We start from the raw sequence: 16,869 nt of genomic DNA, 5'->3' as shown, positions 1-16,869 counted from the left end.
AGCTTTTCACGTCAAATTTCCCGGCTTCACCTCACCAGTTCCATTGCCCCCGCTTCCAGGGCCGCCTCGGTCTGGGCCAGATCGGCTTCCGTCAGTGCCAGATGCGCATAAAGCTTGCTGTCCGGTTTCAGGATACCGCTTTTGCGCAGGCTGCGATTGAGTGTCTTGGCCCTGTCGGCATCGTTCCTGAACATATCGCGGTAGTTCTTCACAGGCTGATCCGTGAAAACGACGTCGAACAGGAAGGGTTCGCCAACGATCTGGTGGGCAATGCCTGCAGCATCCAGATGGGTCCGGTACGCCACCATCAGGCGTTCGCCATTCTTGCGGATGGTTTCATAGGCACCCGGACGCCTGAGGATTTCCAGGGTCTTGAGGCCGGCAACACTGGCAATCGGATTTCCGCTCAAGGTACCGATCTGGAACGTGAAGCCGTCGGCACCGGCAATGGACTTGTCGAAATGGTCCATGATCTCTTTCTTGCCGGCGATCGCGGCCAGCGGGAAACCGCCGCCGATGATCTTGCCGAGCGTGCACAGGTCCGGCGTGACGCCGTAATATTCCTGCGCGCCGCCATAGGCGAAGCGGAAGCCGGTCACGACCTCGTCGAAGATCAGCACGATGCCGTGCTTGCTGGTCAGGTCCCTGAGCGCCTGCAGGAAACCCGGCTCCGGCGGGATCAGACGCTGCAGCGGTTCGACGATCACACAAGCGATCTCATTTGCATGCTCTTCGATCAGCGAACTGACGAACTCCGCATCGTTGAAGGGCGCGATCAGCATGTTGTCGCGCACGCTTTCCGGTATGCCTGCCGAGTCGGGAACGGCCTGCGGAAAGTTGATCAGCCTGGTTGGCGACAGGCTCATCAGCGCTTCGCCGGACATGCCGTGGTAGCCGCCTTCGAATTTCAGGATCTTGTCGCGCCCGGTAAAGGCCCTGGCGAGGCGCATCGCGTACATATCCGCCTCGCCCCCGGTCGACACGTAGCGCACCTGGTCCGCGCAGGGCACCGCCTCGACCAGCACTTCGGCAAGTTCGATCCCGCGCGCATTGTTGGCGAAGAATGTCATGCCATCGGCAAGCTGTTCCTGCACGGCTTCCAGAACTTCCGGGTGGCCGTGCCCGAGGACCATCGGCCCGGAGCCGATCAGGTAGTCGATGAACTCATTGCCGTCCTCGTCCCAGACCCGCGATCCCTTGCCGTTGCGGATCACGACGCCTGGATCGAAATTCCCGAACCCGGCAGCCGGCAGCACGGCGGCCGCGCGTGCTTTCCAGTCGCCTTGTGAAATGGATGTTTTCATCTGCAAGCTCCTTCAAGCAGCGAGAGAAAGGACGGGCTCGCCCAGGACGTTCGGATCCGGTGCAACGCCGAGGCCCGGTCCTTCGGGAGGCTGTATCCGGCCGTTGACCCGGATCGGGGCGTCCGGATCAAGTCGCGGGTAAACATAGCCGGACAGATCACACACGTTAAGGATCGCCTGCGGCGGTGTCGACGCGGCAACATGGAGGGCTGCCGCCGTGGCAATATCCGACCCCCAGGTATCTTCGATGCACATCTTGGCACCGAAATGAAGGCACAGGTCGCGCGCGCGCCTCAGATCGGAAATGCCGCCGAATTTCGACAGCTTCAGCGCGACGGCATCCATGCAGCCGAGTTCATAGGCTTTCATGAGGCTGGCCGTATCATGCGCGGTTTCATCCAGTTTCATTGGCAACCCGGTCGCCGAGCGGACGGCTGCACATTCCTCGAGCGTCGCGCAGGGCTGTTCGAGCATGATGTCGAGATCGCGAACGGCCCGGCCGACCCGCGTCGCGTCCAGCCGGCTGGCGCCGCAATTCCAGTCGCCATAGACAACCGGTCCCGGCCCGACGGCTTCCCGGACAAGTCTTAGACGCGCAACATCGGCTTCCCAGTTGGCGTCGGCACCCAGCTTCACCTGGATCTGGCGCATGCCACCGGCCACCGCATCCGTTGCGATAGCCGCCATGTCTTCCGGCGCAATACAGGTGATGGAATGATAAAGCGGAAAATCGACCGATTGGCGGCCGCCGAGCAGCGTGTAGACCGGCAGCCCGCAGGCCTTGCCGGTCAGGTCCCAGAGCGCGATATCGATCACCGATTGCACATAAGGGTGCCCCAGCAGCCACGACCGGCACTTGCGGGCAATCGCATCAACACCGATCGGGTCCGCCCCGATGAGGACAGGCGCCAACTCCTCGATCGCCGGTGCGACACCCCTGGCATAGGACGGCAGGTAGTGCGGGATCGGGCAAACCTCGCCCCAGCCGCTGACATCCTGATCGGTATCGATCCGGAGCACCATGCTGTCGACGGTCGCACAGGTCTTGCCTTCCGCCATGTAGTAGGTTTCGTGGCTCGTGAGCGGCACTTTCCAGAGGGTCAGGCCTGTAATCTTGTAAGCGGGATAATTGCTCATAGGGGGTCCTCGTAAACCGCGACCGGCTCTCCAAGCGCATCAGGGTCGGGGGCGATACCGACGCCGGGTGAGGCGTCAAACCGCACGGATCCAGCCTGGTTGCGGCCTCCCTGACCGGAGACCGGATCAACGGACAGGTGCGCATGGCACAGCCAGCTGGCGAGCCGGTTGGCATCGGGGGTCGAGGCGGCCAGATGAAGAGCGGCCGTGTCCGCAAACGCGCTGCCGCCGGTGTCTTCGATATGCATCTGCCAGCCGACGGCGAGGCCGAAATCGCGGATCTGCCGTGCCCGGGTCAGCCCGCCGACGCGGTTCGGTTTCACCTTTACGCCCTGGCAAGCGCCCTGCTTCCAGGCGTCCAGGTGATCCTGAAAGGTGGCAAGGCATTCATCCAGCATGATCGGCTGCTGCACTTTTGCTGCAACGAACGCGCACTGGTCGAGGGTCTCGCAGGGCTGCTCGATCCAGTCTCGCGCCGAAACCGCATTCAGCACCTGGAGCGCAACGCCTGGCGTCCACGCCCGGTTGACATCGAAGGTCACCTGCTCGCCCTTCGGCAGCGCGTTCGAAATGGCTTCGATCCGCGCAATATCGGCGGCTGCGTCCTGACCGCCAACCTTTGCGGAATGGGTGCGATACCCTTTTGAACTCGCGTCCCGGATCAGCGCGATCATCTCGTCCGGGGTTCCGGTCGAGATCGAGGAATTGATGGCAACCGGCGCGGGTTCCTCCGCCCCCAGCATCCGCCAGAGCGGCTGACCTGTCGCTTTTCCCGTCAGATCCCAGCAGGCGATGTCGAGCGGCGACTTGGCGTAAGGATGCCCGGGGAGCCGGATGTCCATGATCCGGTTGATCTCGTCGTGTGCACGCGGGTCACGGCCGAGAAGAGCAGGTGCGAGAAGCTCAAGCGCCGATCTCAGTCCGACCCCGTGTGCGGGCAGATAGGTGTGCCCCCACGGGCACCCCTCCCCCCAGCCGGACACGCCTTCATCAGTCTCGATCCGCACGAAGGTCGAATCCAGTTTTTCGAACTTGAGCCGGCCGCCGGACAGCCAGTAGGGTTTGGCAAGCGGAAGATCGATCTGCCAGACGCTGATCCGCGAGATCCTCATGCCGCCTCTCCATAGACGGCGGCCGGTGCGCCAAGGCTGTCGAGGTCCGGCTCCACCCCAAGGCCGGGTGCATCGGACGCATAGAGCTTGCCACCTGCGGTTCTTGGGGCCGGAGACCCGGTGGATCGCGTGTTGTAATTATGGAGATCCGTGGTGTTCTGAAGGAACTCCTCCGGCGTCGAGGCGGCAAAATGGGCGAGTGTCGCCGTTGCGATCTCCCCGCCCCAGGTATCTTCCGCGACGACGGGAATGCGGTTTTCGACGAAAAAGTCCCGCACCCGGCGCGCCTTGGACAGACCGCCGAGGTTGGAGATTTTCAGGCAGACGAGATCGGCCGCCCGGTCGGCCACGATCCGCTGCGCCGCTGCGAGGCCGGTGACGCACTCGTCCAGCTTCATCGGCAGATCGATCCGCTGGCGGACCTGCAGGCATTCCTCATAGGTGCGGCAGGGCTGCTCGAAGATGAAATCGAGGTCCCGTGTTGCCCGCCCGACGCGGAGCGCATTGTCGACGCGCCAGCCCTGGTTGGCATCCGCCATTGCCTTTTCGCCCTGTTTGAGCAGCGGCACGGTCGCGCGGATCCGGTCGATATCCTGCACCCAGTCCGCTCCGACCTTGATCTGGAATTGCCGGTAGCCGTTCGCGCGGTGGCGTTCCAGTTCGGCAACCGTTTCCTCAGTGGAGCGATGCGGGGCTACCCGGTACATCGGCGCGCCGTCGGTCAGTTTGCCGCCGAGCAGCATCCAGACCGGCGCGCCAAGGGCCTTGCCGGCGATATCCCAGCAGGCCGCGTCGAAGGGGGCCTTGGCATAGCCATGCCCCTGAACGAGGTGATCCAGAAGCTGCTCGATCCGCGCTACCTGACGCGGGTCTTCTCCCAGAAGCGCGGGCGCAACAAGACGGGCCAGCGCCTCGACACCTTCGGAGTGGGCCACCATGTAGTTCTCGCCGCAAGGCGTGAATTCCCCGCATCCCGATAGGCCCGCATCCGTGTCGATGACCACCACGGACGCGCGCGCCGTGGTGATCGCGTTCCCCGCGCCCCAGCCATAGGCACCGTCGACATAGGGCAGATCCGTCTTGAAGATCCGGATACGGGTTATCTTCATGGGATCACCACGATGTTTCCCGTATGCTTCTTCTCGATGAAAGCCGTCTGCGCCGCGTGAAATTCCTTCAATGGGTAGGTTGCCGCGAGCGCCGGCTTGACCTCGCCGCGCTCGATGTAACCGACCAGATCCTTGAATATGTGCGGCTCGACGACGGTGGACCCGATCAGGGTCAGATCGTTCAGATAAAAGGTCCTGAGATCGAATTCGACGATCGGGCCCGCGATGGCGCCGGAACATGTATATCGCCCACCCCGCTCCAGAACCGAGATGAGATTGCCCCAATAGGGTCCGCCGACAATATCGGCGACAACAGACACGGTTTCCCGGCCGGTCGCGTCTTTCAGGGCTGCAGCCAGATCTTCCGGAGCACGATCCAGCAGCACGTCAGCGCCGAGCGCTTTCACGGCCTCATGCTTGGAGGCGGAGGCAAGCGCGACGATGGTCGCACCGCGCCGCCTGGCAAGCTGCACAACTGCAGAACCGACACCGCCCGAAGCGCCCGTTACAAGAACCGTGTCGCGCTCGCCCACCTGCGCACGGCTGAGCATGCCTTCCGCCGTCGTATAGGAACACGAGAACGTCGCGAGTTCCGCATCGCTCAGATCCGACTGCACCGCGCCGACATTGTTTGCATTGGCAACCGTGTACTCGGCATAGCCGCCGTCGCACTCGGAACCGAAATAGCCGGCCTTGTTCTTGTTGAACGGATCGGACCAGTCCCGGAGCCAGCCGTCGACCATCACGCGCTTGCCCAGGAGCGTTTCCGGCGCACCGTCGCCAAGCGCGACAACCTCGCCGACCGCGTCCGCGCCCTGGATGCGTGGAAACGTGATTGGCGCGCCGCCCCAGGTCGGATCTTCTTCGCCCACCTCTTCATAGGCACCGCCGGTGGTGGCATCGGAAACGGTCTTGGAGTACCAGCCGGATCTCGTGTTCACGTCCGTGTTGTTCAGCCCGCAGGCGCCGACCTTGATCAGGACCTCTCCGGGACCGGGTCGCGGTGTCGGCCAGTTCTCGTGCCAGACCAGCTTGTCGAGCCCGCCATGGCCTTCCAGGACGATGGCCTTCATGGTTGCCGGTATCGTCATTCCGCCGCCACTCCGACCGGAGCGTCCGTTCTCGGCAGCAGGCTGTCAGGATCGTAGGCGGGAGCGTCCAGCACCCGGGCCTTTCGGACCCCGTTCATGATGACGACGTCCAGTTCCTGACCCGGTGCGGCCGCTTCCGGTTTGACATAGGCGAAGGCGAGGATCTTGCCCACCGTATGCGCATAGGCAACCGAGCTGGTCGCACCCACCGGCTCCCCGTTGAGAAGCACGGCTTCGCCGCCGTGTCCGTCTTCGACGCCGTCCGGCTCGATCTGAAGGTAGATGCACACCCACGGCAGTTTGGCAGACGCGGCACTCGCTGCGGTCTCTTCCCTGCCGAGGAAGTCTCCCTTGTCGAGCTTCACGAACCGCATGACGTCCGCTTCCGGCAACGTGACTTCGTTGGTCAGTTCCCCGGCCCCCTTGAAGCCTTTTTCAAGGCGCAGCGCATTCATCGCGAACGAGCCGTAGTCCGCAAGCCCGAGCGGCTGGCCGGTCTTCCAGAGAGCGTCATAGACCTCAAGCATATGCGCGCGCGGAATGTGGAACTCCCAGCCGAGTTCTCCGGCATAGGACATCCGGAATGCCCAGACCTTGTACCCGGCCACTTCGATTTCCTGCGCCGTCAGCCAGCGGAACGACGCATTGTCCAGCGCCGCCGATGTATTGGGGGCAAGAATATCGCGCGCCAGCGGACCGTTGAGCGTCATTGCGCCCCATTCATTGGAACGGTTCGTAACCGTCGCGTCTTCACCCTGAAGGTTCTGCGCAAGGTGATCCAGAAGCCGTTGTTCGAAAAAGGCGGCGCAGACCAGGTAGAAGCGGTCTTCCGCAAGCCGGACCACCGTGAGTTCCATTTCGATCCGTCCACGCCGGTTGAGCATGTGTGTCAGGGCGATACCGCCGACCTTCTTCGGCAACCGGTTGGACACCAGCCGGTCCAGATAGCTTTCCGCATCCGGGCCGGACAGTTCGATCTTGGTGAAGGCCGAAATATCCATGATCCCCGCCGTCGTCCTGACGGCCTGCATTTCCTTTGCAACGGCCTCATGCCAGGCCGCGCGCCGGAACGAGTAGTAGTCCCGCTGCTCCAGATCGCCGGTGGTAAACCAGCGCGGACGTTCGTGTCCGTAGACCTCTTCGTAGACGGCACCCTTGTCCTTCAGGCGCTCATAGAGCGGACTCGGCTTGATCGGCCGCCCTTCCAGCCGGTTGAAATGCGGGAACGGTATCTCGTGGCGAAGGCAATAGTCCTCCTTGGCCTTCACGACCTGCCACTCCTGGTCGGCATAACCGCCGAACCGGCGCGGGTCGAATTCGCGCATCGAGATGTCCGCCGAGCCGTGCACGATCCAGCGGGCGAGTTCACGCGTCAGGCCCGGTCCCCAGCCAATGCCGATCTGGGTGCCGCAGCAGCACCAGTAATTCTTCACGCCCGGCGCCGGACCGATCAGCGGATTGCCGTCCGGCGGATGCGAAATCGCACCATGCACTTCGCGCTTGATGCCGAGTTCCGCGAAGATCGGCATGCGGTCCATCGCGTTTTCCAGCCACGGCATGATCCGGTCATAGTCCGCTTCGAACAGCTCGTTTTCCGCTTCCCAGGGACAGAAGTCTTCCCAAACCGTGTTCGGATTTTCTTTCTCGTAGATCCCGATCAGCCCCGACTTCTGCTCCATGCGGATGTAGCCGGAGACCAGCTTGTCGTCGCGGATGACAGGCAGTTCCTTATCCAGTTCCTTGAACTCGGGAACCGTGTCGGTAACGATGTAATGGTGCGTCATCGACGTCATCGGCAATTGCAGCCCGCTCCATTCGCCCATCTGCCGCGCGTAGGTCCCGCCGGCATTGACCACGTGCTCGCAGGTGATGTCGCCCAGTTCTGTCGAGACCTTCCACTCGCCGTTCGCCTGCTGCTTGATGTCGGTCGCGCGGCAGCGGCGGATGATCTTGACGCCCAGCTTGCGTGCACCGATCGCCAGAGCCTGCGTGACGCCGGACGGGTCCGCGTGGCCGTCATCGGGTGTATGCAGCGCGCCAAGAACGCCATCGAGATTGTAGAACGGGTGCAACTCGCGGATCCGCTCCGGCCCGACCAGTTCCATCGGAAACTGCAGCGCACGCCCGACACTCATCGTGTGGCGGAGCCAGTCCATCTCGTCTTCCGTATAGGCCAGGCGGAATGACCCGCAACCGTGCCAGGTGACAGACTGGCCGGTCTCTTCCTCCAGCAGCCCGGAATAGAGATCGATGTTGTAGCCGACGCATTTTCCGAGCCCGAAACTGGACGTGGAATGTGTGATCTGCCCGGCCGCATGCCAGGTGGACCCGGAGGTGAGTTCCGCCTTTTCCAGGAGAACGACATCCGAACAGCCCTCGTGGGCCAGATGATAGGCGAGGCCGCAGCCCATGATGCCGCCGCCGACGATGACGACGCGGGCGGAGGACGGCAGTTTGGAGGTTCCGGTTTCCGACACGTGTGATCTCCCAGGCCGGTGATTTTTCGATGGACATCGTAATTGTACAAATGTACTCTCGTCAATCATGAATGATATGAATGTACCAAAAACCGGATTGAAAGCCCCGCAGGCGGTGCTGGACGACCTCGCATCCGAACTCGAGGACCTGACGCCGGAGCTGCGCAAGGCCGCAAGCTATGTGCTTGAAAATCCGAACGATGTCGGCGTGAGTTCGATCCGTGAGATCGCCGACGCGGCGGGCGTCAAACCGAACACGTTCGTGCGCATGGCACGCTCGGTCGGCTTCGATGGATACGAGGATTTCCGTCATCCGTTCCGCGAAGCGATCCGAAGCCGTGGGACGGATTTTCCGGACCGGGCACGCTGGCTGCAGTCGCTGGCCAAGGGCGGCCAGCTCGGCGCACTGTTCGCGGAAATGGCCGCCTGCGCGATCTCGAATATCGAGAACACCTTCGCCGCGACCGATGCCAATGCGATGAAAGCGGCCGCCGATGCCATCGTGATGGCGCGCCACACCTATGTGCTCGGCGTCGGCGTCAACAATTCCAACGCACGCAATTTCTCCTATCTCGCGGACATGGCGGTCGACACGATCTGGACCATTCCGAGGATGGGGTCTGTTGCAACGGATGATCTCGCGCGGGCGGATGAGCGGGACGTGCTCGTCGCGATGACCTGCAAACCCTATCGAACCGATGTCATCGCGGCCGTGGAAACGGCGCGCGAGCAGGGACTGACGATCGTCGCCATCTCGGACAGCCCGGCCTCGCCCATCGTCGTTGGCAGTGATCATGCCTTTGTCGTCGATGCGGAGACGCCGCAGTTCTTTCCCTCGTCCGTCTCGACCATCGCGCTCCTGGAAACACTGCTGGCCTTCGTCATCGCCGATGCGCCCGAGGACGTCATTTCCAGCATCGAGCGCTTTCACACACGCCGCCACAAGATGGGGCTCTATCAGGAAGAGTGGAAGGACCGCTCATGAACGTTCACAGCCAGCTGACCCATTCGCTTGAAGCCCGCTACTACACGGACCCGGATCATTTCAAACGGGAAAAAGACGGGCTGCTGGCACGAACGTGGCAATTCGCGGGACACGTTTCCCAGCTGGAGAAACCCGGCGACTATTTCACGGTCGATATCGCGGACGAAAGCATCATCTGCCTGCGCGACAGGGACGGCGTGCTCCGGGCCTACTACAATGTCTGCCAGCACCGGGCGCACCAGCTGGTGCAGGGCGAGGGCAACACCAAGCTTCTTGTCTGCCCCTATCACAGCTGGACATATGAATTGACCGGCGGCCTCCGGTCCGGTCCGAATGTCCGCGCGGTTCCCGGTTTTGACCGTAGCAAGATCTGCCTCACCTCCGTGCGGATCGAAGACTTCTGCGGATTCCTGTTCGTCAATCTCGACCCGGATGCCAAACCGATGGACGCGTGGTTTCCGAATGTGCGCGAGGAACTGCGCGCATTCGTTCCGCAGATCGATCGTCTGAAGCCTCTCGAATGGGTCGAAATTGCCGAGAACTGCAATTGGAAGGTCTCGGTTGAAAACTATTCGGAATGCTATCACTGCCCCATCAACCACCCCACATTCGCAACCGGTGTGGTCAAGCCGGAGACCTATGACATCCAGCCACAAGGATACTGTCTCCGTCACACGACCGAATGCCAGAACCTCGATAGGATGACTTACGAGATCGACCTGGATGCCAACGCGCATGCAGGCGACTATTCCTCCTGGTTCCTCTGGCCGCTGTTCTCCTTCCAGGTCTATCCGGGCAATATTCTGAACACCTACCACTGGCGCGCGGTCGACGTTGATCACGTCGTCGTCTGGCGCGGCTGGTACACCGTGGACGGCGTCGACAGCGAAACCATCCGGCGCCTTGCAGTCCAGGACCGCTCGACAACCGTCGAAGAGGACATCTACCTTGTGGAGGCAGTTCAGAAGGGACTGCGCAGCCGCGGCTACAAGCCCGGCCCCCTGGTGCTCGACCCCGCCTGCGGCGTGAATTCGGAACATTCGGTCAAGGCCTTGCAGAACTGGATGCGGGAAGCCTGATGTCCACGGCCGGGTCCCAAGCACAGGGCATGCCGCTGGAATGGACTGCGGACCAGAAACTGTTTCCGCACCAGGTCGGGTTCACCTGCCCGCCGCATGACTGGGACGCCGCGCCGAGCGACTTTCTGCGCATTGCCCCTCAAACCGTAGGCGTGCACGGCTGGATGCTTCATGTTCCAGATTACCGCCATCGTCTCGACCAGCGGACCCGGAATTTCGGCATGCTCGAAGAGTTCGCGTCTGTCATGGCCGACAACGGCGCGGATGTCTGCGCGCAGGTCGGATCCAACTGGGTACACGCTTCGGGCATGGGTGTTCAGGGAATTGCCGATTTCTGTGCGCGGCTCAGCAACACCCACGGACTTGCCTTTCACATGGCCGGTTACACGATGGTCGAGGCATTGCGCGAGATGAACGTTGAAAAGGTCGCCCTCAACGCTGTCTATCACTGGCCTGAATGGTGGCAGGGCACAGTCGGTTTCCTGAAGGAAGCCGGGTTCGACGTCCTGTGGGCCGGAAACTTTGTCGACCAGGGCTGGTTCGAAAGCCAGGACGATGTGAACCGGAAGAGATGGATCTTCGACGGCGATCTGGCCCGGCGCAGCTTCGAGTATGTTGCTGAAAAAGCCCCAGACGCCGATGCCTACCTCGCCAACGGCATGGTCAATTTCCGCAGCGGACAAAATGGCCAGCCGCAGCGCATGCTGCACCTGACCCCGCAGCTGGAAAACCAGCTGGGCAAACCGGTGATCGCGCACGACACCGCGCTCTACTGGCGCATTTTCCGCTCGCTCAAATTGGCACCGGAAGGCAGGCACGGACGACTGCTGGAGACGCTCCATGCATAAGATCGTTGCGCTCTGGGCGGTGCCCCGGTCAACGTCCACCGCGTTTGAGTGGATGATGCGCCAGCGCGGGGATCTGGACTGCCTGCATGAACCTTTCGGCGAGGCGTGGTACCAGGGCGCTGAGCCCCTCTGGCCAAGGTGGCAACCCGGAGACAGGACGACTCCCGGCCTGACCCTGGAAAGCGTCTGGGAGGACATCCGGGCGCGGGCCGAAGCGGGGCCGGTCTTCATCAAGGACTTTCCGCATTACATCAGCCACATGTGGGATCAGGACTTTCTGTCTCATTTCACCCATGCATTCCTGATCCGCGATCCCGCGCTCACGATCACGTCGATCTATGACAAATGGCCCGACTTCGACAGCGCCGAAGTCGGTTTCCCGGAACAGCGCGCCCTGTTCGATCTCCTGCATGCCCTGCACGGCACGGCACCGCCCGTGATCGACAGCGATGACCTTCTGGAAAACCCCGAAGGCATGGCGACAGCGTTTTGCGAGGCGGTCGGGATACCCTTCATTGCCGATGCGCTCACCTGGGCGCCGGGGGCCGACACGGCACAATACAGCTGGTGGGACGGCGGTTCGTTCCACGCCAATCTCAAGAACTCGACCGGGCTCCGGCCGCAACAGCGGCGCTATGTCGAACTTGATGACGCACCCGAACGCGTGCGCCACGTCCACCGGCGCATGAAACCCCACTACGACAGACTTCATTCTTACAGGATCAGGGCCTGATGACGGATCTCCCCGCCTATTGGCATAATTTCATCGACGGCGACTACTGCGAGGGGGGCGCCGGGCATATCGAGGTTCTCGATCCTTCAACCGGCGAACGCGTTGCCGACCAGGCGATTGCGGACGAAAGCGATGTCGATCGCGCGGTCTCGGCGGCCGGGGCGTTGAGTGCCAGCGGTGACTGGTCGGGCCTGCGGCCCGTGGAGCGCGGCCGTATCGTCCGGAAGATGGGAGAGTACATCCTCGAGCGGATCGACGAAATCGCTCCGATCCTGACCCGGGAAGCCGGCAAACCGCTCTGGGAAGCAAGGCTCGAACTGGAAGGCGCCGCACGCTACTTCGAATATTACGGTAACCAGGCCGAGACCATGGAAGGCCGCTCCATTCCCCTTGGCGGCGGCTATTTCGATTTTACCACCCACGAACCTTTCGGTGTCTCCGCCCAGATCATTCCGTGGAACTACCCAATGGAAATGACGGCCCGCTCGTTGTCGGCCGCACTTGCCGTGGGCTGTTCCGTTGTCGTGAAGACACCGGAGCTCGATCCGCTCACCAACCGCTATTTTGCCGACGCGGCGCTTGCCTGCGGCCTGCCCGATGGAGCGCTCAACATCCTTTGCGGGATCGGCAAGGACACCGGCGCGGCCCTGACCGCCCATCCCGGTGTCAACCAGATCGTCTTCACCGGTTCGGTACAGACGGGATCGGCTATCGCCACTGCCGCGGCCCGCAATGTCGTGCCCTGCGTCCTCGAACTCGGCGGCAAGTCCGCCGCCATCGTCCATGACGATGCCGATCTCGATGCGTTTTTGTCCGATGTCCGCTGGGGTATCTATTTCAATGCAGGGCAAGTCTGTTCCGCCATGTCCCGTGTCGTCGCCCACGAAAAGATCCACGACAGGCTGGTCGACGGCATCGTTGCCATGGCGGAGGATCTCGATGTCGGCGACGGGCTCGGCTTTCCCGAATTCGGGGCGAACATGGGTCCGATGATCTCCGAAACCCAGTGTCAGCGCGCGGCCGGCATGGTCTCGCAGGCCGAACGCGACGGAGCTCGCACCCCCACCGGAGGGCGGCGGATGAACCGCCCCGGCTACTTCCTTGAACCGACCGTGATGACGGGCGTGACACCCGACATGACGATCGCCCATGACGAGGTCTTCGGACCGGTCCTGTCCGTCCTGAAATTCAGCACCGAGGAAGAGGCGATCCGGATCGCCAACGGTACGCCTTATGGTCTGGTCGCCGGCGTGTTCACACCCGACATCGACCGGGCCATGCGCGCGACCAGGGGTCTCAGAGCCGGTCAGGTCTTCGTCAACGAATGGTATGCCGGCGGTGTCGAGACCCCCTTTGGCGGTTTCGGCAAATCCGGCTACGGTCGCGAAAAGGGCCGCGAAGCGCTGCTCAACTACGTTCAAACGAAGAATGTCGCGATCAAACTGAGGTAAGAGATGGATCAGGATCTGTTCGAAAAAGGACTGGAACAGCGCAAGGCGACGCTTGGCGCCGAGTATGTCGAAAACAATCTGGCCAAGGCGGATGACTTCACCCGTCCGTTTCAGGAAGCAATGACGGCGTGGTGCTGGGGATTCGGCTGGGGCGACGAGGTCATCGATGCCAAGACCCGGTCCATGATGAACCTGGCGATGATCGGTGCGCTCGGAAAGATGACCGAGTGGGAAATCCACTGCAGGGGCGCCATCAACAACGGCGTTACCAAGAAGGAAATCCAGGCCATCATCCATGTGGTCGGCATTTATTGCGGCGTTCCACAGGCGCTGGAGTGCTTCCGGGTTGCCCGGAAGGTGCTTGAAGAACAGGGCGTCGCATAACGCCATCGGACCACGGCTGCACAGCGTGCGGGGCATCCGGCGGGAACATGGCCTTCGCACAAGGTTTGAGTTGGATTTTTATGCATTTTACGCTATTTTTTCCCGAAGCTTGGGAGGAAACGCGTAAATGGACGGATTCTGGAGCGTCCTGGGCGGGGCATTTGCCCTCGTCTTTGCACTTGATCCGGATCTTCTGGAGATCATCGGCCTGTCGATGCGGGTCACGCTCACGGCCGTCTTTTTTGCCTGCCTGATCGGATTGCCGCTCGGGGCTGCCGTCGGCGTCTTCCGCTTTCCCGGACGCACGTTCCTCTCCGTTACACTGAACGCCCTGATGGGACTGCCGCCGGTCGTGGTCGGTCTCGTTGTCTACCTGATGCTGTCGGCATCCGGTCCGTTCGGCCCGTTGCGCCTTCTCTATACACCGAGCGCGATGATCATCGCCCAGATGATCATCGTCACACCCATCGTAGCCGCGCTGACACGCCAGGTGGTCGAAGACCTGAACCGCGAATATGCCGAACAGTTTGCCTCCCTTGGCGTCGGCGCGTTGGACCGGATGCTGTCCCTGCTGTGGGACGCCCGCTACAGCCTGCTCACCGTCGCGCTCGCCGGTTTCGGACGGGCGGTTGCCGAGGTCGGTGCCGTCCTGATCGTCGGTGGCAACATCAACCACGTGACGCGCGTGATGACCACGACGATCGCACTGGAAACCTCGAAGGGAAACCTCCAGCTCGCGCTCGCTCTCGGTGTCGTTCTTCTGGCGATTGCCTTCTCGGTGACCGCCTGCGTCATGGCCCTGAAAGCCTCTGCCGTGAGGGCCGCCTATGCGTGACGCCGGTTTCGATATGCCTGCCGCGGCATCCGCCTCACGAGAGTCGCTTGCACCTGAGCCGCTTCTGGAAGCGCGTGGCCTTGTCTTCGAAGCAGGCGGCCAGCGGCTTCTGAACGGTGTCGATGTGGCGATCCGAAAAGGATCGCGGACCCTTGTCATGGGACCCAACGGCGCAGGCAAGAGCCTGCTGCTGCGGTTGCTCCACGGGTTGATCAAGCCACAGCAGGGCACGATCTCCTGGCAGGGTCACACGCTCACGAAACAGGATCTGCGCTCGCAGGCGATGGTGTTCCAGCGCCCGGTCCTGTTGCGGCGGTCCGTTCTCGCCAATCTCAAATTTGCCCTGTCGGTACGCGGCCTTCGCGGTTCGGAGCGTGCGCGCAAGATCAACGCCGCCCTCGCCTCCGCCGGTCTCGATCATCTTGCCAAACGGCCGGCGCGCGTTCTCTCCGGCGGCGAACAGCAGCGACTGGCAGTTGTCCGGGCGCTTGCGTGCGATCCCGACCTCCTGTTTCTGGACGAACCAACGGCGAATCTCGACCCCGCCTCTACCGCCGCGATCGAGAACCTCGTGCTGGAAGCCAATGCCCGCGGTGTCACGATCGTCCTCGTCACCCACGATTCCGGTCAGGCCCACCGTCTCGGCGAGGACGTCATCTTCCTTCAGGATGGCGTAGTTGCCGAAACAGGATCCGCGCACCAGGTCCTGAATGCGCCGCAAAGCGAACCGGCCCGCGCGTGGCACGACGGCAGGCTTTACCTTGGCCCCGATACCCGGTCCATTGCGGACCGATCCAGGAGGACACCTTGATCAGACACCTGTTGAGGCTCGCGATTGCAACGCTTGTTGCAGGCGCGGTGGCTGTTTCTGTTGCCCATGCCGACGACGAGAAATTCATCATCGTGCAATCGACCACCTCAACCCAGAATTCGGGCCTGTTCGACCAAATTCTTCCCACCTTCCGGGACAAGACGGGGATCGAGGTACGCGTTGTCGCCGTCGGTACGGGTCAGGCGATCCGCAACGCCGTCAATGGCGACGGCGACGTGCTCCTGGTGCATTCGAAACCGTCCGAGGAAAAGTTCGTTGCCGACGGGTTCGGCCTCTCCCGCGCCGACGTCATGTACAATGACTTCGTGATCGTCGGCCCCACTTCCGACCCTGCAGGGATCAAGGGCAGCCGCGACGTGGTGGCCGCTCTGCCGAAGATCGCGGAAGCCGAGGTACCCTTCGCCTCGCGCGGTGACGACAGCGGCACGCACAAGGCGGAACGCCGCCTCTGGAAAGCCGCGGACATCGATGCAGCCGCGTCGTCCGGGACATGGTACCGGGAAACAGGTTCGGGCATGGGCTCCACCTTGAACACGGCCATCGGCATGGACGCCTATGCCATGACGGACCGGGCAACATGGATCGCCTTCGGCAACAAGGGCACGCACGAAATCATGGTCGAAGGTGACCCGCGCATGTTCAATCAGTACGGCGTGATCCTGGTAAACCCCGAGGTGCATCCGCATGTGAAAGCCGAAATGGGCCAGGAGTTCATCGACTGGCTGCTGTCCAAGGAAGGCCAGGCCGCGATCGCCGACTACACGGTCGACGGTCAGCAGCTGTTTTTTCCAAACGCCAATGACGGTTCCAGCTGACCGCGATTGAACCATCCCGGACAGCGAAGGTGCCGCACACGAGACTGTGACCGGTCTGTGATTGTTGGCGGCCGCGCTGATACGGCATGGTGTCTGCCAACGCGGTTGGAGACATCATGCTGAAAAGGCTCATCCCGTCAGTTCTGGCATTGGCCGTCGCAAGCCCGGCGATGGCCGTGGTGCTTGGCGGTGAGATTGTCGACCAGCGCGGCAACGGCAAATTCGTCCTGCTGGATACGAGCACGCCTTTCAGCGTCGGTGCCGACAACTTCAACACCGACAACCTTTACGCATTTGACGAGGACCAGAACATCGTTCTGACGGAGCCGATCCGGGTCGATTTCGGAGGCGACAACGGCATCATCCGGCAGGGCGAAACCATCGCAAGCCACTATGTCTTCTTCGACAGTTTTGCAGGTGTTCACTACGGCTACGTTGACTTCGATGCCCCCGTCCTCGGCATCGCCGCGTTTCAGGACACGATGGCGGCAACCGACTTTCTCGCGAACAATGATGTGAACTACATCGGCACCGAATTGCGCGGACTGGAACCGGGCGACCGGGTCTGGGTCGACAGCCGGAACCCCAATCGCCTGTGGGTGTTCTGGGCGGGGTCATCGCCCGGCGACTATATCCGGGTCTTCACTGAAAAGTCGCTCGGCGCGATGATGTAAAGT

The 16,869-nt window shown here is 62.2% G+C and carries 16 protein-coding genes; 10 read left to right on the top strand and 6 right to left on the bottom strand.

Translation table 11 applies throughout. The annotated features are described in order from the left end of the window. Positions 1-26 precede the first annotated feature (26 nt). Genes ACO08A_RS15835 through ACO08A_RS15810 form a run of 6 tightly spaced genes read right to left on the bottom strand, consistent with a single transcriptional unit; the run spans position 27 to position 8,230 of the window. Positions 27-1,304, bottom strand: coding sequence for an aspartate aminotransferase family protein (locus ACO08A_RS15835; protein WP_422036963.1), 1,278 nt, complete (start codon positions 1,302-1,304; stop codon positions 27-29). A gap of 12 nt (positions 1,305-1,316) precedes the next feature. After that, on the bottom strand, positions 1,317-2,441 hold the full coding sequence (locus tag ACO08A_RS15830) for a mandelate racemase/muconate lactonizing enzyme family protein (RefSeq protein WP_422036962.1): 1,125 nt from the start codon (positions 2,439-2,441) through the stop codon (positions 1,317-1,319). After that, entirely contained in the window at positions 2,438-3,553 is a 1,116-nt protein-coding gene (locus ACO08A_RS15825) for a mandelate racemase/muconate lactonizing enzyme family protein (RefSeq protein ID WP_422036961.1), read from the bottom strand. The genes ACO08A_RS15830 and ACO08A_RS15825 overlap by 4 nt, the downstream gene beginning before the upstream one ends. Continuing rightward, positions 3,550-4,662: a mandelate racemase/muconate lactonizing enzyme family protein gene (locus ACO08A_RS15820; RefSeq protein ID WP_422036960.1), complete on the bottom strand. Its 1,113-nt coding sequence runs from the start codon at positions 4,660-4,662 to the stop codon at positions 3,550-3,552. Before ACO08A_RS15820 ends, ACO08A_RS15825 begins: the two co-directional genes overlap by 4 nt. Continuing rightward, entirely contained in the window at positions 4,659-5,753 is a 1,095-nt protein-coding gene (locus ACO08A_RS15815) for an alcohol dehydrogenase family protein (protein WP_422036959.1), read from the bottom strand. The genes ACO08A_RS15820 and ACO08A_RS15815 overlap by 4 nt, the downstream gene beginning before the upstream one ends. After that, a complete protein-coding gene (locus ACO08A_RS15810; protein WP_422036958.1) occupies positions 5,750-8,230 on the bottom strand; it encodes an FAD-dependent oxidoreductase in 2,481 nt (826 codons plus the stop codon). Before ACO08A_RS15810 ends, ACO08A_RS15815 begins: the two co-directional genes overlap by 4 nt. Before the next feature lie 76 nt (positions 8,231-8,306). Here ACO08A_RS15810 and ACO08A_RS15805 point away from each other — a divergent pair, with 76 nt between their 5' ends. From ACO08A_RS15805 to ACO08A_RS15760, 10 genes are all read left to right on the top strand, one after another. Next, positions 8,307-9,215, top strand: coding sequence for a MurR/RpiR family transcriptional regulator (locus ACO08A_RS15805; protein WP_422036957.1), 909 nt, complete (start codon positions 8,307-8,309; stop codon positions 9,213-9,215). Further along, on the top strand, positions 9,212-10,294 hold the full coding sequence (locus ACO08A_RS15800) for an aromatic ring-hydroxylating oxygenase subunit alpha (protein ID WP_422036956.1): 1,083 nt from the start codon (positions 9,212-9,214) through the stop codon (positions 10,292-10,294). The genes ACO08A_RS15805 and ACO08A_RS15800 overlap by 4 nt, the downstream gene beginning before the upstream one ends. Beyond that, positions 10,294-11,142, top strand: a complete 849-nt coding sequence (locus tag ACO08A_RS15795; protein WP_422036955.1) for a hypothetical protein — start codon at positions 10,294-10,296, stop codon at positions 11,140-11,142. Before ACO08A_RS15800 ends, ACO08A_RS15795 begins: the two co-directional genes overlap by 1 nt. After that, entirely contained in the window at positions 11,135-11,875 is a 741-nt protein-coding gene (locus tag ACO08A_RS15790; RefSeq protein WP_422036954.1) for a hypothetical protein, read from the top strand. The genes ACO08A_RS15795 and ACO08A_RS15790 overlap by 8 nt, the downstream gene beginning before the upstream one ends. Beyond that, a complete protein-coding gene (locus tag ACO08A_RS15785; RefSeq protein ID WP_422036953.1) occupies positions 11,875-13,326 on the top strand; it encodes an aldehyde dehydrogenase family protein in 1,452 nt (483 codons plus the stop codon). Before ACO08A_RS15790 ends, ACO08A_RS15785 begins: the two co-directional genes overlap by 1 nt. A 3-nt stretch (positions 13,327-13,329) precedes the next feature. After that, entirely contained in the window at positions 13,330-13,710 is a 381-nt protein-coding gene (locus ACO08A_RS15780; protein ID WP_421979578.1) for a carboxymuconolactone decarboxylase family protein, read from the top strand. A 127-nt stretch (positions 13,711-13,837) separates the two neighbouring features. Further along, entirely contained in the window at positions 13,838-14,545 is a 708-nt protein-coding gene (locus ACO08A_RS15775) for an ABC transporter permease (protein WP_422036952.1), read from the top strand. Further along, a complete protein-coding gene (locus ACO08A_RS15770; protein WP_422036951.1) occupies positions 14,538-15,356 on the top strand; it encodes an ATP-binding cassette domain-containing protein in 819 nt (272 codons plus the stop codon). The genes ACO08A_RS15775 and ACO08A_RS15770 overlap by 8 nt, the downstream gene beginning before the upstream one ends. After that, on the top strand, positions 15,353-16,192 hold the full coding sequence (locus ACO08A_RS15765) for a substrate-binding domain-containing protein (protein WP_422036950.1): 840 nt from the start codon (positions 15,353-15,355) through the stop codon (positions 16,190-16,192). Before ACO08A_RS15770 ends, ACO08A_RS15765 begins: the two co-directional genes overlap by 4 nt. Positions 16,193-16,308: 116 nt before the next feature. Then, complete coding sequence (locus tag ACO08A_RS15760; RefSeq protein WP_422036949.1) at positions 16,309-16,866, top strand: hypothetical protein; 558 nt, start codon at positions 16,309-16,311, stop codon at positions 16,864-16,866. The last annotated feature ends 3 nt before the right edge of the window (positions 16,867-16,869 follow it).

It is taken from the genome of Roseibium sp. (assembly GCF_965232425.1).
GTDB lineage: Bacteria > Pseudomonadota > Alphaproteobacteria > Rhizobiales > Stappiaceae > Roseibium.
This window is presented reverse-complemented; position numbering and strand designations above follow the sequence as displayed.

Coding starts and splice junctions, on each gene's coding strand:
- ACO08A_RS15820 (WP_422036960.1), bottom strand. CDS start 4,662: ATGAAGATAACCCGTATCCGGATCTTCAAGACGGATCTGCCCTATGTC.
- ACO08A_RS15790 (WP_422036954.1), top strand. CDS start 11,135: ATGCATAAGATCGTTGCGCTCTGGGCGGTGCCCCGGTCAACGTCCACC.
- ACO08A_RS15780 (WP_421979578.1), top strand. CDS start 13,330: ATGGATCAGGATCTGTTCGAAAAAGGACTGGAACAGCGCAAGGCGACG.
- ACO08A_RS15805 (WP_422036957.1), top strand. CDS start 8,307: ATGAATGTACCAAAAACCGGATTGAAAGCCCCGCAGGCGGTGCTGGAC.
- ACO08A_RS15800 (WP_422036956.1), top strand. CDS start 9,212: ATGAACGTTCACAGCCAGCTGACCCATTCGCTTGAAGCCCGCTACTAC.
- ACO08A_RS15830 (WP_422036962.1), bottom strand. CDS start 2,441: ATGAGCAATTATCCCGCTTACAAGATTACAGGCCTGACCCTCTGGAAA.
- ACO08A_RS15770 (WP_422036951.1), top strand. CDS start 14,538: ATGCGTGACGCCGGTTTCGATATGCCTGCCGCGGCATCCGCCTCACGA.
- ACO08A_RS15825 (WP_422036961.1), bottom strand. CDS start 3,553: ATGAGGATCTCGCGGATCAGCGTCTGGCAGATCGATCTTCCGCTTGCC.
- ACO08A_RS15835 (WP_422036963.1), bottom strand. CDS start 1,304: ATGAAAACATCCATTTCACAAGGCGACTGGAAAGCACGCGCGGCCGCC.
- ACO08A_RS15775 (WP_422036952.1), top strand. CDS start 13,838: ATGGACGGATTCTGGAGCGTCCTGGGCGGGGCATTTGCCCTCGTCTTT.
- ACO08A_RS15785 (WP_422036953.1), top strand. CDS start 11,875: ATGACGGATCTCCCCGCCTATTGGCATAATTTCATCGACGGCGACTAC.
- ACO08A_RS15815 (WP_422036959.1), bottom strand. CDS start 5,753: ATGACGATACCGGCAACCATGAAGGCCATCGTCCTGGAAGGCCATGGC.
- ACO08A_RS15795 (WP_422036955.1), top strand. CDS start 10,294: ATGTCCACGGCCGGGTCCCAAGCACAGGGCATGCCGCTGGAATGGACT.
- ACO08A_RS15760 (WP_422036949.1), top strand. CDS start 16,309: ATGCTGAAAAGGCTCATCCCGTCAGTTCTGGCATTGGCCGTCGCAAGC.